Consider the following 15,835-nt stretch of genomic DNA (forward strand, 5'->3'; position numbering starts at 1 on the left):
AGTAAATAAAGTCATTTGAAATAAATCAGCTTTATTTATTATTTGAAATTATTTTTTTGATGCATTTTTTCGAAACAATTCACTGAACTTGTTGTAATCCATTGTGATTACAAATGCAACTCCTGTTTCTACAACTTCACCTTGAAGTGCTACTTGGTATTTATTGACACGATAAGCCCTTACTTTATATCTTCCATCTTTTGTAAGTTGATAATCAATAGAAACATCACCTGCAATATTATTTGCATTTTGATTGGCTTGTTGAGAACCTTCAATACCAAAACTACTTCCTACGGTTATTTTGAGTCGGTCATTGAGTAGTTTTTTGGAAACACCTACACTCAAATCAGTTTTGTTTTGACGTTGTCCTGATGTGAAATCTTCAGTTGTATTTAAATCAAAATTCAATTCGATACCTTGAATTAAATCTCCTGCCAAGTTGTTGAGTTGTTGCGATAAAATTTTGCTAGCGCTTTCTCTAGCTAATGAAGAAACGGTTGTACCACCGTTTTCATTAGTAAAAGGATTCTCCCCAATAAAACGATTTAATAACAACAACGCAAAAACTTGCTTGTTCAACTCATCTTGTTGTTCTCTTAATTGACTAAGTTTAGCTTGAGTGGTATTAATAATTTCAGTAGAAACATTGTTGTTGCCATCAGGTAAAATGATATCAAATGAAATGTTGGGTTTCATTAGTTCGCCATTCATTTTTAGGGCTGTTTCAAAAGGAATTTTTTCTTTGTATGTATTTCTTACCGTAGCTGTTATGTCACCCAATTGATCGTTTACTAAATCAATAGGCGCAGCATTAGTTTTATAAATAGCTGTAATATTAATATCTGCACTAGTTGGTTCGCCAGTCCATAAAATGTAACTACCTTCTTTGATATTGAATTTTCGTTTAATACCGTTAAAATTCATTTCGTAGCTTCCTTCATTCAACTCATATCGACCTGTTAAGTTCGTTTTCCCTGATGCATCTATGCCGCCAGTTAATTGAGCCTCGCCTTTTAATTTTAAATAATCTCCATTTGCTTTGTCAATAACCAGTGAAAGCTCTGCATCTTTATCTATCTCAATATTTACTGATGCATTAATACCTTTTACGGTTGATTCACTACTTATAGTTTCAAGATTTGTATTCGTAATTATTTGAGGATTATCTTGATCAATAAATTCAACAATTCCCTCTCGATCAGCAATGGAGGGATCAGATTGTGGTAATACAATGGTAAACTTGGTGTCCTTATTGATTTTTATTGTACCATCAATTATTGGATTATCAATACTACCAGCTATCCTGATGTTGTTATCCAGAAATAATTCACCGTAGTATAAATCATTGTCTTTTGCTTTTGAATTTACTGCTTTAAAATTTTTAGCATCAACGGTTAGATTAAATCCGAAATTACTAAAAGTGGAGGTGTCAATTGTACCGTTAACGTTCAAATCATTGTCATTTTCATCCTTTATGGTAAAGGTTTCAAAAACAATTGTGTTGGGTTGAAAAACTATTTTATCATTAATAGATTTGAATTTGGCATTAAGTGGGGTAACCTTAAAACCAACATCGTTAAAACCGATTTCACCTTGTACATTAGGTTGGCTTGCACTTCCCGTAATCGATAATTTTCCGTTTAAAAAACCAGTACTTTCCGTTAGATTATTTAAAGTAAATCCTTGAATACTTTTAAGATTTAATTTATCAATAATTAAATTCATATCAAAACTACTGTTGGTAGTTTTATAATTCCCCTCTAGATTTACTTGATTCCCTTGACCTGTGATTTCTACGATGGCATCATACTGATTTGTAATGGTGTTTTTTACTTGAAGTTTTACATTGCCAATAGTATCTTTTTTGAAGGTAAAATTCTCAACACTTAAATCAGAAGTGAAAAGGGGTGATGTGTTTATATTTCTTATTTCTGCCGTTCCATTGATTTTTCCACTAAGTTGTAAGTCCTTTTTCTCCACAAAACTTGTAATGGTGTTGATATCAAACTCCTTAAAATTGACTTGTACTGGCGCGTTTGCCAAATTAGATTCTGATTGAACTTGAATGGTACTTCCGTTGTTTTTAAGATTAAAATTATTAATAAACAAGCCTTTAGTTAAACTGCTAACTACGTTTTCTTTATCAATGGTCCACGGTTCATAATTCAAAATTAATTTATCAGGATTCAATCGTATTTCTGTACCACCATTTTGAGATTGAACAGTACCTGCAATGAGGTAGCGTTCTTCTTCTTCTTTAGTGTTTTTTAACTGAAGTGCATACGTTATGATGTTATTTTGAATATCCCCAGTTAGCTCTGTATGCGGAAGCTCAAACTGTTCGTTTTGGATATCATCAACAATAAAATTATAAAGCAACTTTTTATCTTGTGTATCCAGTTTTAAGGTAGCGTTTGTAACAGTAATGCTCTCATAAACTAGTTTTGGAATGGCACCATTTAGCACAATCGAATCATTTACACTGTTGTAATTACCTGTAATAGTTATCGGTTCAAGACTTTTAATTTGAGGAATCAATTGCATCACAATTGGGCTATCCTTGATTTGAACCTTAAAATCAAATTGCTGATTTTCTTTAGTATTCTTTTTCGCTTTTTTAGGAGTCGTATCGTAATAAGCAGCAATCGAGTTGGTAACAGCAGTTCCTATTTTTGATAATTTGTATTTCCCTTCTAAAAACGCATCCATGAAAGGTGCTTTAACTTCAATAGAATTTTTTTGAGCGGTTGCTATTGCATGAACTTGAATAGAATCAATAGTATAGTTTTCTTTGGCATTGGTAACATTAATGTGATGAGCAGTTAATGAACCATTTAGATAATCTAAATCCCCCGATTGGATGTCTGCATCTACAATACCTCGAATTTTTAAAGGTCCCGCATGTAAATTCAGTTTTTCTAAATCAGCAATATCTACATTTAATTTTATTTTTCCGGATGGATATTTATCTTGAAATCTACCATTACCTACTAAATTAAATGTCAAATTAGGGTCTCTAGCCACTGCTGTAGCGTTAAAATTACCTTTTTTGACAGACCCTTTTATAGCTATATTTTTATACGTATACTTGTTAAAATACGCTTTTTGAATACTTGCATTAAGAGCTACTGTTGCTGTTTTTGGGTTGAAACCAGTACCTTTGATAGTGGTTTTTAGGGTGATTTTACCAATGGAGTCGTTCTTGATAAATTTTCCCAAATCAAAGTTTACAAAATCAGCTTTGGCATCATATTTTTCAAAGTTTTTGCGACTTTGATCAAATTTGGCTTTGATATTTGCATTTCCATAACTACTTATGAGCTTCAAATCAGTCAAAAAAGTAGCAATAGTTCCCTTAAAAGTACCTGTAACAGTCATTCTTGCAGGTAATTGAATGGTGTTAGGAATAGTTCCTTTGGCTACAAAATTATTGATGTCTTTTTGACCAGACTGAAATTTTTTAATATTAATGTCAAAGTAGGTTTTATCAACATTTGGTAAACCAATTATTGTACCGCTTGCTGCCAGTGAGGTTGAGCCTATTCCGCTGATTTCCATTGACGGAATTGTTATATTTTTTACTTTTCCTTTTACCTTTCCGTTTATAGAAATGACTGCTTTTGGATTACTTTTAAATGGATTTGTAGAAGCTAAATTAGGAACAAATAACAGAATATCTTGAAAACCAATACTACTTTTGGTAAGGTTTGCTATCAAACTCAAATCTCCAATATTTTTTGAAATAGTAGCAAGAGATGAATATCCTATTTGTATTTCATTCTTTATTTCGGTTTGAGGAGTTTTTAAATACAAATTTTTGATAAAAGCATTTTTACTCCCATAAAAAAAGTCACCGTTTAGCTCCGTAATATTCAATCCGCTTTTATCTCTTGCAGATAAAGATTTGAGTTCACCTGCTATGTTTTCAGCGTTGTAATTGAGAACTTCTAGGTCTAGATTCAAGTTTTTGATATCTAAATGATTGTAGTCTAATCCTTTTGGAGTAAAAGCAACGTTATTGTTATCATATTTAAAATTGATTCTCTTAAAAACACTCTTTTTTACTTTTACATCCCAATTGTTTGCGGTTTTTGAAGGCATTGTATTTTGGGTAACTATTTTTTTTATTTTACCTAATTCTAAAGCACCTTCAACACCAGTTAACTCTAAGTTTTCTAAAATAGCATATTGATTGTTCAAGTCTATTTTATCTACTTTGGTGATCAATTTTTTCACGTAGATATTGGTAGCCAATTTAGATTCATGGCTTTTGTATTCAATTTTTATTTTACCAAGGTCTACATCACCAAATTTTAATTTCAAAGGATTTTCTGTTGCATTATTCTCTGTTACTTTGCCTGATTTTTTTGTAGAAGCAATGCCTTGAATTAATTTGAATTGCAAACCATTAACCTTGATTTTAGGAATGTCAAAGTTCATTTGGTTTAAATCAAATGTTTTAATGCTAGTTTTGAAATGATTGAGATAGGTTGCAATTTCATTATTTGAAATAGCATCAGAATAGTGAAAATTAATTCTATCCAACTGAATTTCTTCTACTGAGAATTCCATTGGGGCTGAATCAGTCTTTTGTTTTTCTTGAGATGCAAGGGCTTTAATAATGTAGTCAAAATTAAAAGTTCCTTTGCTGTCTTTTTTTATGTGCGCCGTAATACCTGATAAATCAACACTATTTATGGCTACTTTATTGTTTATAAGTTGAAATAAACTGATGTTTACAGCAAGAGTATCTCCAGCAAAAAGAGTGTCTTTTTTTTGGTCTTCAAAGTATACGCCCTTTAAAATAACTTTCTTTGGAAACCCTATTTCTAGACTGTCAATCACAACCTTTGTTTTGATTTTTCCTTCAAGATAGTTCACCGCTTTGTTCTTGGCATAATTTTGAACGGATGGAATTTGTATCACCAAAAACAGTATTAAAAATAGGGATATCAAGGAGCCAACTGTCCAGAGGAACACTTTTAAAAGAAGCTGTAAATATTTTTTCAAACGAAGTTTTTTATCTATCAAAACCATGTGATGTATGTGCTAATGCAGAAACATAAATGTCTACAAATATCGCTACAAAACAACAATTACCATTATATAATTGTATAAAATAGTTATATAATTCTTTCAAAAAAATAGTATGGCAATTGTTCCTATTCCCATTTTTAGGATTAAGACGTAACCGTTATGCTTAAATACTTTGGGTGAAATATTCTAAGAATGTATTTCACCCAAAGGAAAAAAAGTGTGTTTGATAAGAACGTATTATTCTTTTGGAAAAACACTCAAAGCTTTTTTGGCCAATTCAGGTGTAGGCAAAGCTAATTTTCTCAGTTTAATATCCATCCAAGCACCATCAACAGTTATGGTTGCACAAACTTGATCGGCATCATTTCTAAACTCGTGAATAATAGACCATCTTGAGCCGTCTTCATTGACTTGTGAGCTTCTGGTATGCATGACAATTTTGTCTGAAAGTTTGATTTCTTTTCTAAAAACACATTCTTCTCTAAACAAAATTGGACCAAAACCCTGTGCTTGCATTACTTTCATGGTTAAACCAAGGCTTTCTAGTATTTCAATACGGTGTTGTGCTCCAAAATCATAATACGCACTGTGTCTTACATGAAAATTAGGATCAAGATCAGACCAACGAAAAGACAATTCTTTTATAAATACGCTCATTTTTAATCGGGGTTTTTGTTTTTAAAATGGATTGCTAAGGTGCGAAAAAGTTTTTAGAGTATTCATATTCTTATTTTACAATTACACCCTGAATTTACTTTTTTAGGAAATACGTTCTTTTTAAGTGGTTTTGCGTGAGTGATGGTAGTGGAAATCCTCCCGTTTTTCTCGGGAGATTGAGAACGTACAGCACGACCTCACCGCAACGACAGTGGAGGTGAGGGCACGCCCAAATCATTTTTGTAACGTTTATATTCTTGAAATTGCTTTTAACTAAAAATTAATAAACGTTTGTAAGCTGTCCTTTGAAAATGATGTAATTTTATGTTCTATGAAAAACGATAATAAAAAAGGATTTTATTTCAAGCAATACGAAGCGCCTTTCCAGTCTCCGTTTGATAAACTCTTTGGTATTTTCAAGGAATTAATCACGCATACTTCGGGAGATTTTGATGAGGCAATTGACTGGTTGCGAGAATTAGATGTAGAGTATAAACTTACTGATGCGTCCTATACCATTGATGATTTTGTTGAAGATTTAAAGAAGAAAGGCTATATCCGGGAAGAGTTGAAAGATGATGGAAGTTCCGGACTGGGGATAACAGCCAAGACGGAGCGCGCCATTAGGCAGCAAGCTCTGGATAACATTTTTGGAAATCTTAAACGCTCTGGCAGTGGCAATCACAAAACCAAACATGTAGGCAATGGAGATGAGCATACAGGAGAGTTTAGAGAATTTCATTTTGGTGACGGACTCGAACGAATTTCTTTGACAGAGAGTTTACGTAATGCTCAAATCAATAATGGTGTTGGCGATTTTATGCTCACCGAAAATGATTTGGTAGTTGAGGAAACTCAATTTAAGTCGCAAATGAGTACGGTTTTAATGATTGACATCAGTCACAGTATGATTTTGTATGGTGAGGATAGAATCACACCTGCCAAAAAAGTTGCCATGGCACTGGCAGAATTAATCACTACGCGTTATCCCAAAGACACCCTGGATATTCTTGTTTTTGGTAACGATGCTTGGACTATTGCCATACGAGATTTACCCTATTTAAAAGTGGGTCCGTATCACACCAATACGGTTGCTGGTTTGCAACTAGCCATGGATATTTTGCGCAGAAAGCGTAATACAAACAAACAAATTTTCATGATTACAGATGGAAAACCAAGTTGTGTTCGTGAAAAAGATGGTTCGTATTATATGAACAGCAACGGTCTTGATGAATATATTGTGGATAAATGTTACAATCAAGCGCAACAAGCCAGAAAATTACACATCCCCATCACTACTTTTATGATTGCTAATGATCCTTATTTGCAAAAATTTGTGAACAAGTTTACAGAGTCAAATCAAGGAAAAGCCTTTTATACAGGATTAAAAGGATTGGGCGAAATGATTTTTGAGGACTACGAGACCAATAGAAAAAAGAGAATAAAGTAATTTTGGGCGTTTCCCTGCGGGTCGGGCTATTCGTTTCAATCTTTTTTGAGTCCCGATAATTTCGGGACTCAAAAAAGGATTTACACTGCTATCCCTAACGCAAACCCCAACAAATAATCAATATCAATTTCAATAGAAAAATAGATGAATACTATAAAAACATTAGGAGAATTAAAAAAATCAGGATACGAAAGCAAAAGCATTAAAGATGAATTGCGATCGAACTTGAGAGAAAAAATAAAATCAGGGAAACCCACTTTTGAAGGAGTTCATGGTTTTGAGAATACCGTAATTCCAGAGCTGGAGCGGGCTATCTTATCCCGTCATAACATCAATTTATTAGGGCTTCGCGGTCAAGCCAAAACGAGAATGGCTCGCAAGATGATTGAATTGCTAGATGAGTACATTCCGTTTGTTACGGGTTCCGAAATCAATGATGATCCGTTGCAGCCAATATCTCGTTTTGCCAAAGATCTTATCAACGAGAAAGGAGATGAAACCCCAATATCCTGGTTGCATAGAAGCGAACGTTTTTTTGAAAAACTAGCCACTCCAGATGTAACGGTTGCCGATTTAATAGGCGATGTAGATCCTATAAAAGCAGCAAATTTAAAATTATCGTATGCTGATGATCGCGTGATTCATTTTGGAATGATTCCAAGAGCGAATCGTTGCATATTTGTGATCAATGAGTTACCTGATTTACAAGCCAGGATTCAAGTAGCCTTGTTTAATATTCTACAAGAAGGAGATATTCAAATTCGAGGATTTAAATTAAGAATGCCGCTGGACATGCAATTTGTCTTTACTGCAAACCCTGAAGACTATACCAATCGTGGTAGTATTGTAACTCCATTAAAAGATAGAATTGGGTCACAAATCCTAACGCATTATCCTGAAACTATCAAAATTGCCAGAACTATCACAGAGCAAGAAGCAAAACTGGATGCTACCCAAAATGACATGGTGTATGTACCCTCATTAGCAAGAGATTTATTAGAACAAATTAGTTTTGAAGCTAGAGAAAGTGAATACATAGATAATAAAAGTGGGGTGAGTGCCAGATTGAGTATCACAGCTTTTGAAAATTTACTTAGCACTGCAGAAAGAAGAGCATTAAAAGCTGGTGCAGACAAAACTACCTTGCGTTTGTCTGATTTTATGGGTATTATTCCAGCCATTACTGGAAAAGTAGAGTTGGTTTATGAAGGAGAGCAGGAGGGAGCCGCTGCCGTAGCACAACACTTATTGGGTGATGCCATTCATACTTTCTTTCCAGCTTATTTTCCTAAAATTGAAAAACTAGAAAAAGAAGGTGTCAAAAATGCGTACACAGATATCATAGAATGGTTCTTTGCCGAAAGTGGTTTTGAATTGCTTGATGATTGCTCAGATGAAGAGTATGAAAAAATTCTAGGTGGAATAGCACCATTGGAAGTTTTAATTAAAAAATACCAACCGCAAGTAAGTTCAGAAGATAAATTTTTCATGATGGAATTTATACTTTGGGGATTGGTAGAATACAAGAAACTAAGTAAAGATCGTTTTTCCGAAGGATATCAGTTCAAAGATATTTACGGTAGTTTTATCAGTAAATTATAAGTGCAAAAGGGTTTAGTTTTTACTAAACCCTTTTTTTTATAAAAACAGCATTTGTAATTTTATTTCATCTACCTTGCTACGTTGACTGTATTTTCAGTCTTTCCCAAAATTAAAATGGAAAATTCCTTTGAGAATTTGATATCAAGTTATGTTGAAAATAAAGTAGGTATAGCAGAGCATTTTTTGACTCCAGAACTTTCAGATCATTTAATACAAAACATTCTTAACTTAAATGAAAGAAGTTTGCTTACTGCTGCTGGCATTGGCAACTCAGATAAATTGCTTTATGATGGTGCCATACGGAGCGATTCTATTTATTGGTTGGATAAAAAGCACAATAATGTTTTTGAGAATGAATATTTTAAATTAATTGAAGCCTTCATTTTATACTTGAATCAAAGTTGCTATGCTGGAATTACAGGTTATGAATTTCATTATTCCCTGTATGAAAAAGGAGATTTTTACTTAAAGCACTTGGATCAATTTAAAAGCAATCCTAGCCGAAAATTCAGCATGATCAGTTATTTAAATGCGGACTGGAAAGTTACAGATGGCGGTGAGCTAATGATACATCAAAACGATATTCCTCAAAAAATTGCTCCTACCCTGGGAAAAACAGTTTTTTTTAAGAGTGATGAGCTGGTTCATGAAGTATTGGAAACAAACTGTCCCCGAATGAGTATTACGGGATGGCTCAAAAGAGATTAGGTAGCTACTTTTAAAATTGATACTTAAATAGTAATTTTGAGGAAAAAACATGATTTATCTTTTACTTAGTGTAGTTTGTAGTGTTACTGTAGGTGTGATTTTTAAATTATCTAGACAATACAACTCTAGTGCTATTCAAATGGTAGCAACTAACTATGCAGTTGCAGTACTTTTATGTTTCTTTTTTTTCGATTTTAAATTTACTTCTTTATCCACTGCTCCATGGGCATTGTATGTTAGTATTGGTTTTTTATTGCCAACAGTTTTTTTGTTTTTGGCAACCTCAATAAAACAAGTGGGAATTGTAAGAACCGATGCAGCTCAAAGACTGTCTTTATTTATTCCTATTTTGGCAGCTTGGTTGGTTTTTGACGAGACTTTTAATTCGTACAAACTTGTAGCGCTAATTATTGGTTTTCCTGCTATACTTATGATATTGATGAAACCTGTTTCAAAAGAAAAAACAAATTGGACTTACCCATTATTAGTTTTACTAGGTTTTGGGATCATCGATATTCTTTTCAAGAAAATGGCACTTTATACAACGATGCCTTTTACAAGTTCATTGGTTGTCGTTTTTTCTATAGCATTAGTTATTATGCTGTTGGTGGTATGTTATGATACAGTTGTAAACGCATCTAAAATAACTCTAAAAAACATTTTGTTAGGTGGTCTTGTGGGTGTGTTCAATTTTGGGAACATCCTTTTTTATCTCAAAGCGCACCACGTTTTTACTGCAAATCCATCTACCGTATTTGCAGGAATGAATTTAGGAGTTATAATTTTAGGAAGTGTTATAGGTGTTGTTGTTTTCAAAGAAAAGTTGTCTGTAAAAAATTATCTAGGTTTACTTATTGCTTTAATCGCGATACTCTTAATTGTGTTCTCTCAGGAATCTTAAGCTTTTATAGAAAATGAATTTAAAACTTTAGATTGTAATCTTTTATAAATTTCTATGGGTTTAAGTTCTAATTCTCGAAACATAAACCAAAAAACCACGGCATACTCAATAGCAATAAGCATTAAATTCTCTTTGAATAGTTGACCTGAGTAAGCAAAATAGCTCAATACAACTGTAAAACTCCATACAATTGGGAATTTATATTTCGTAAAAACCGAAACTAAAACAAGATTTATTACATACCAAGGATGTATTGTTGTAGATACAAAAAAATAAATACTTAGCACAAGTAATATACTTTTTAGTAAGTCTGGTGTGGTTTTATTTTTACCAAAAAAGGACTGTAAGAGGATAAAGATTATGATTAGTATTGGGATAACTTTTCCGGTGCTATGAATGATATTATACCCTTTATAGTAAAAACCTATTTCTCTGATGATATAATATAAACTGGCATTAAATTCAAAATTTACAAACCATAAAGCAATTGTATTCGAATAATTCTCAGCCATTGCGGTTGATAAAAATGGAATGAAAAGGACCACGTTAATGCCAATAAGTATTGTATAAAATACAAAGCTTTTTTTCCATCCTAATTTTTGAAAAAATAATGGAAGTAGTATAAGTGGCAAGAGTTTAGTTGCAATTGATAAGGCTATTGCTACTGCAGCCGTTTTCCACTTGTTTTGGTGTAATAAATAGATGCCCCATATAAAAAAGAATAGCATGACACCTTCAAAATGTAAGTTTCCTGTGAGTTCTATAAGTACCAATGGGTTTAATATGTACCAGTATATTTTATACTTTTCGAAACCCATTGATTGTAATAATCTTGCTCCAAAAATAGCTGTACCAAAATCAGCTGCAATGATAATAAATCGCAAAACAAGGGTTGCCACAACTATGGATTGGGTACCAAAGATTCCCGCGATCACAAAAAAAAGTTGGTTAATTGGCGGGTAATTTGAAAAATGAGAAGCACTCAAACTCCCCATCGATTTAAATAATTCTTGTGCCTGAGCAATATTAAAATTAGGGTTAACAATTAAATCATTGGGCAAATTAGTGTAAGGATTAAATCCTTCTAAGAGTATGCGCCCGTCCCAAATAAATCTATAAAAATCCTGAGAAAGATTAGGTAATGCAAATGCAAATATAATTCTAAAACAAAGACCTAAACCAAGTAAATAGTTGATGTTTTCTCTTTGCTCTTGGATGATTTTTACAAGTGAAAAAAATAAAACACCAAATAATAAAAGCAAAACAACAAAATCCTTTCGGTCCATGAAATATCCTATGTAGGTATAGCATAAAGCGCTCAATAGTGTATAAAGTTTACATGAGTTACTAAGTACTTTCATTTGGCGTAAGCGAATAAAATTTTAAATAATGGAATTACATTTTAGTTTCCAATTCGGAAAGAATTAACAATCACAAAACCATAACCAAAGGATAACATAATATGAAACGGAAGTAATCCATAGTCGTTTAATTGAATTCCACTATAAATCCCAAAAAGAAAATAGAGTAGTAGCAGACTTTCAATGATTATATTTTTTGATATCTTTTTATTAATGTAACTGTTTTGTTTCCATTTCTCTTTTAAGCTTTCAATGTTAAACTTAGGAGTACGGATGAAATCACTTTTTTTTCCAATAAGTCCTTGAACAACAGCAATGGTATTGTGAAACGTAAAACCCATGGCAATGCTATAAAAAGTAAAAAATAAACCAATGTATTTGATAAAATTTACAAATCCTCCACCATATATTTTTTTGTAAGTAAACCAATAACAAGTAAAAAAAACAACTGACGTAAATACGAAAAATGCTAAAATTTTAAAAAAAACTTCTAGCTGTGGAAACCAACTTTTTATAAACAATACAGGTACACTAAAGAGTGCCATTGTAAAAACAAATAAAAACATAGAACTATTTAGCAAATGTAGTAATCCATGAATTTTTGTTTTAAAATTGATATTTGTAGCGCTAATGATGCGCTGATTCATTTTTACAAAATTTTCAGCGCCACCTTTATTCCAACGAAATTGTTGAGAACGGGCAGCACTTATAATTACGGGTAGTTCTGCGGGTGTAACTACATCAAGTAAATATTTGAATTTCCAGTTTTTTAATTGTGCTCTGTAACTTAAATCTAAGTCTTCGGTTAAAGTATCGCTTTCCCAGTTTCCAGCATCAATAATACAAGATTTTCGCCATACACCTGCAGTGCCGTTAAAATTTATAAAATGGGACTGTGAATTTCGGCCTACTTGTTCTAATGTAAAATGTGCATCAAGTGCAAAGGCTTGAATTTTTGTTAAAATGGAATAATCTCTATTTAGGTGACCCCATCTAGTTTGTACCACACCAATTTTTGGATCTTTAAAATGCGGAATAGTTTGCAACAACCACTCTTTTTGTGGCACAAAATCAGCATCAAAAATTACAATAAATTCGCCTTCAGCAGTTCTTAAACCTTCTTTTAGTGCACCTGCTTTAAAACCGATTCTATTGCTTCGGGTAATGTGTTTTATGTTTAAACCAGTTGCAGCTAATTCATTTACAATATGAATATTTTCGGTTAAACTTTCGTCAGTACTGTCATCTAATACTTGAATGTCTAATTTGTCTTTTGGATATTCTAAATTAGAAATAGTATCCAACAAGCGTTCTACTACATATTTTTCATTATAAATAGGTAGTTGAATGGTAACTTTTGGAATTTCATTTGGGTTATTAAAATCAAATTGATTCGATTTTAAAATTTTCTTGGAACTTTTAAGGTAATTAACCAATAAGTTCAATTGAGAAAGGCCGTAAAAGAAGATTAATATAATAGATACACTATAAAAAAATAGGATGATATAAGATAGTACTAACATATTATTTGAAAGCGTATTTAATGATCCAACTAATAATTTTAACTCCTGCCATAATAGTTCCTTTTACAGTACCGGACACTTTTGAAACTCCAATTCTATTTTTGTAGCGAACAGGGATTTCAGTATAACTGATATTTTTTTTAAGCACTTTCAATTGCATTTCAACAGTCCAACCATAGGTTTTGTCTACCATGTTGAGTGACTGTAAAGTATCATATCTTATGGCTCTAAACGGTCCTAAATCAGTAAATTTAGATCTAAAAAAAAGACGCATTAACACAGTGGCTAGTCTATTTCCAAAAATTTGTTGCGGTGTCATGGAACCATCTTCTCTTAACTCAGGAACTCTCGCGCCAATGACAAAATCAGCGGTATTATTTAAGATGGGAGCAATTAATTTAGAAAGATCTTCAGGGTAATCAGAATAATCACCGTCAAGAAAAACAACGATATCGGGTGTAATGGGAGTAGTATTTATGTAATCAAGTCCTTTTAAACAGGCATAACCATATCCTTTTTTATTTTCTGATAATACAGTAGCGCCAGCTTTTTTGGCTACCGCTACCGTGTCATCAGTAGAATTGTTATTGATTACTATTATTTCGGCTACATAACTCGGAATTTCTTGAATCACATGTTCAATAGCATGTTCCTCGTTATATGCAGGTATGATTACTTTAATTATTTTCATTGTATTATGGATTGTCTTTTTTGTAACTAGCTATGGATGTCCATTCTTTTATTTTAGATCCGGCATTGTATCTTGCTGCTTTATAAATTTTACCTTCGTTGTAAAAAATGCTTAAGCCATTTTCAAGATTGTTATTAAATTCAATTTTTCTTTGAATTTTACCGTTGACATCATATACAATCCACCACTTTGTTTTTTTATCGTTAAAGTAATGTCCTTCTTCTTTCTTGTTGCCGTTTTTGTGATAAAAGAACCAGTAATCTGTTTTTTTGTTTTGGTTTACCCAACCCTCAGAACTTAGTTTTCCGTTATCGTAATAATTTTTTAAATATGTTTTTTGTGCTTTAGCAGGTGTAAAACATAGTAACAATAATAATGTAAGAATGCAATATTTTTTTTTCATATAATTCTATTTGCCCTACACAGCGGTAGGGCCGTATAGGATTATATTTTATTTAAAGTCCAATCAAATTCATACGTTTTTACAGTCAACTTATTATCTATTTTTTTCTCTAAGAATAGATTAATGAAGTCAATTTCATTAAAATAGTTTACTGCAAAATCTTTTTTGTACCATTCAAATATTTTTGGTAATTCAATAATTTTATTTTCTTTATCAACATAAAAGTAATACTTAGAATTTATTACTAATGTTGCTCTTGCTTTTATTTGCTCATCAACTGTTGTTGGTAAATAAGCAGTATTTAACAAAGGTGCGCCACCATTTGCAGCACTTGTTAGTGCAAAATGTATTGCAGGATCAAAAAATAAATCTCTTAAGATAACATTTTCAATATCGTCTAGAGTTAATTCTTGATTTCCTACCATAAAAGTTTCAGTACTAAAAAATCCTGGAACTTTTTCAACTGACTCAATTGGGAATTTATCAACTACACTCTTAATTACACGTAAGTTATAAACATTAATCCAGAATGCTTTTGCTACTTTTTTATCGCTGAATTTAGTGTCTAGTTTTTCTATATTGCTCAAAATATAAACAAGTTCTCCGGGACTTTTCTTGATAGAAAAGTAATCTACCTTACCCTCTGGTGTAACATTTTTCTTCAAGAACATCGTTGCCTGTTCAAAAAACAATTCTGTAGTTTGAGCTTTAGAAATTAATGTCAAGCTAAAAAAACAAAGCGTTAAAATAATTTTTTTCATTTTGAAATTCTTTAATTAAGTATTGGTTATAAAATCTATTTAGTTAAAAATTTAATTTTAAATATTGTTAATGAATATTTATTCAGAACCTATAATTAGTAACGTATTAGCTGTAAATGTTTTAACTTTTAATACTAATTAATTATACTGCTGCGATAAAATCCATTTTACAATTTAGAATATAGTACTTCAAACTCTATTCCAAATTTTGCGCAAAGATATAATAATTATATAGACAATCTAAAATATTGTTTGTTTAGCTATTAAATCAATAATTCCCAATAAGTCAAAGAACGTAAAGCAATTAATAATGCATCTAAAAATAAATTTTGTTTTGTTTAACAGAGTCTATTTCTAATCTGTGAATCACAATATGTATTTCTAAAAAAATAAATAGGTCAATCTTAAATGTGTTTGTTTCTTTTTCATGTACGAGATATTACTTGCTTTAGTTTTCTCAAATCATGTTTTAATATCAAAATGTAATTTTTAATTCTCGCTTTATATTTATTGCAATCAATATTAAGGAGTTATTGCTTGGGATAGTTTTATAATTTTTTCTTATTAGATCTTTTTTGAATTGTAAGCCGATTTTGTAAATTATATCAATGTCCTATTTCTTAACATTAAAATTGTCTATTATTTAGTTATAAACTATTTTTTTTAAGTAATATATTTTTTTAGTTTACTTATTTAAAATTATATGTAATTTATTTGGATAATCATTTTTTACAACTATAT

11 protein-coding genes are annotated in these 15,835 nt (G+C 31.7%); 4 read left to right on the forward strand and 7 right to left on the reverse strand.

What is annotated here, in order from left to right; all coding sequences use genetic code 11:
- Nucleotides 1-48 precede the first annotated feature (48 nt).
- Together LQ189_RS05565 and LQ189_RS05570 are read right to left on the reverse strand one after the other, a co-directional pair.
- Nucleotides 49-5,010, reverse strand: a complete 4,962-nt coding sequence (locus LQ189_RS05565; protein ID WP_230154864.1) for a translocation/assembly module TamB domain-containing protein — start codon at nt 5,008-5,010, stop codon at nt 49-51.
- Nucleotides 5,011-5,274: 264 nt separating this feature from the next.
- The gene (locus LQ189_RS05570; protein ID WP_086453496.1) at nt 5,275-5,694 is read right to left on the reverse strand and encodes a thioesterase family protein; all 420 of its coding nucleotides are present in this window, start codon (nt 5,692-5,694) and stop codon (nt 5,275-5,277) included.
- A 331-nt stretch (nt 5,695-6,025) separates the two neighbouring features.
- On the opposite strand from LQ189_RS05570, the gene LQ189_RS05575 reads away from it, so the two are divergent.
- The 4 genes from LQ189_RS05575 to LQ189_RS05590 all read left to right on the forward strand — a co-directional run bounded on the left by LQ189_RS05575 (nt 6,026) and on the right by LQ189_RS05590 (nt 10,355).
- Entirely contained in the window at nt 6,026-7,144 is a 1,119-nt protein-coding gene (locus LQ189_RS05575; protein WP_230154866.1) for a VWA domain-containing protein, read from the forward strand.
- A gap of 144 nt (nt 7,145-7,288) precedes the next feature.
- Nucleotides 7,289-8,746 (forward strand): magnesium chelatase, encoded by a 1,458-nt coding sequence (locus LQ189_RS05580; protein WP_230154868.1) that lies wholly within the window; start codon nt 7,289-7,291, stop codon nt 8,744-8,746.
- 114 nt (nt 8,747-8,860) lie between these two features.
- Entirely contained in the window at nt 8,861-9,454 is a 594-nt protein-coding gene (locus LQ189_RS05585; protein ID WP_158729895.1) for a 2OG-Fe(II) oxygenase, read from the forward strand.
- Between the two features lie 49 nt (nt 9,455-9,503).
- Nucleotides 9,504-10,355 (forward strand): EamA family transporter, encoded by an 852-nt coding sequence (locus LQ189_RS05590; RefSeq protein WP_230154870.1) that lies wholly within the window; start codon nt 9,504-9,506, stop codon nt 10,353-10,355.
- Here LQ189_RS05590 and mptB read toward each other — a convergent pair.
- Genes mptB through LQ189_RS05615 form a run of 5 tightly spaced genes read right to left on the reverse strand, consistent with a single transcriptional unit; the run spans nt 10,352 to nt 15,094 of the window.
- Nucleotides 10,352-11,716 carry a polyprenol phosphomannose-dependent alpha 1,6 mannosyltransferase MptB gene (gene mptB / locus LQ189_RS05595; protein ID WP_230154872.1) on the reverse strand — a complete coding sequence of 455 codons (1,365 nt, stop codon included), beginning with the start codon at nt 11,714-11,716 and terminating at the stop codon, nt 10,352-10,354. The two genes, LQ189_RS05590 and mptB, sit on opposite strands and share 4 nt — an antisense overlap.
- A 41-nt stretch (nt 11,717-11,757) precedes the next feature.
- Nucleotides 11,758-13,239, reverse strand: a complete 1,482-nt coding sequence (locus LQ189_RS05600; RefSeq protein ID WP_230154875.1) for a cellulose synthase family protein — start codon at nt 13,237-13,239, stop codon at nt 11,758-11,760.
- A gap of 1 nt (nt 13,240) precedes the next feature.
- Nucleotides 13,241-13,930: a glycosyltransferase family 2 protein gene (locus tag LQ189_RS05605; protein WP_230154881.1), complete on the reverse strand. Its 690-nt coding sequence runs from the start codon at nt 13,928-13,930 to the stop codon at nt 13,241-13,243.
- A 4-nt stretch (nt 13,931-13,934) separates the two neighbouring features.
- Nucleotides 13,935-14,333 carry a toxin-antitoxin system YwqK family antitoxin gene (locus LQ189_RS05610; RefSeq protein ID WP_086455492.1) on the reverse strand — a complete coding sequence of 133 codons (399 nt, stop codon included), beginning with the start codon at nt 14,331-14,333 and terminating at the stop codon, nt 13,935-13,937.
- Between the two features lie 41 nt (nt 14,334-14,374).
- On the reverse strand, nt 14,375-15,094 hold the full coding sequence (locus tag LQ189_RS05615; protein WP_230154883.1) for a DUF547 domain-containing protein: 720 nt from the start codon (nt 15,092-15,094) through the stop codon (nt 14,375-14,377).
- Between the last annotated feature and the right edge of the window lie 741 nt (nt 15,095-15,835).

Source organism: Flavobacterium sp. CECT 9288 (assembly GCF_918731615.1).
Lineage (GTDB): Bacteria > Bacteroidota > Bacteroidia > Flavobacteriales > Flavobacteriaceae > Flavobacterium.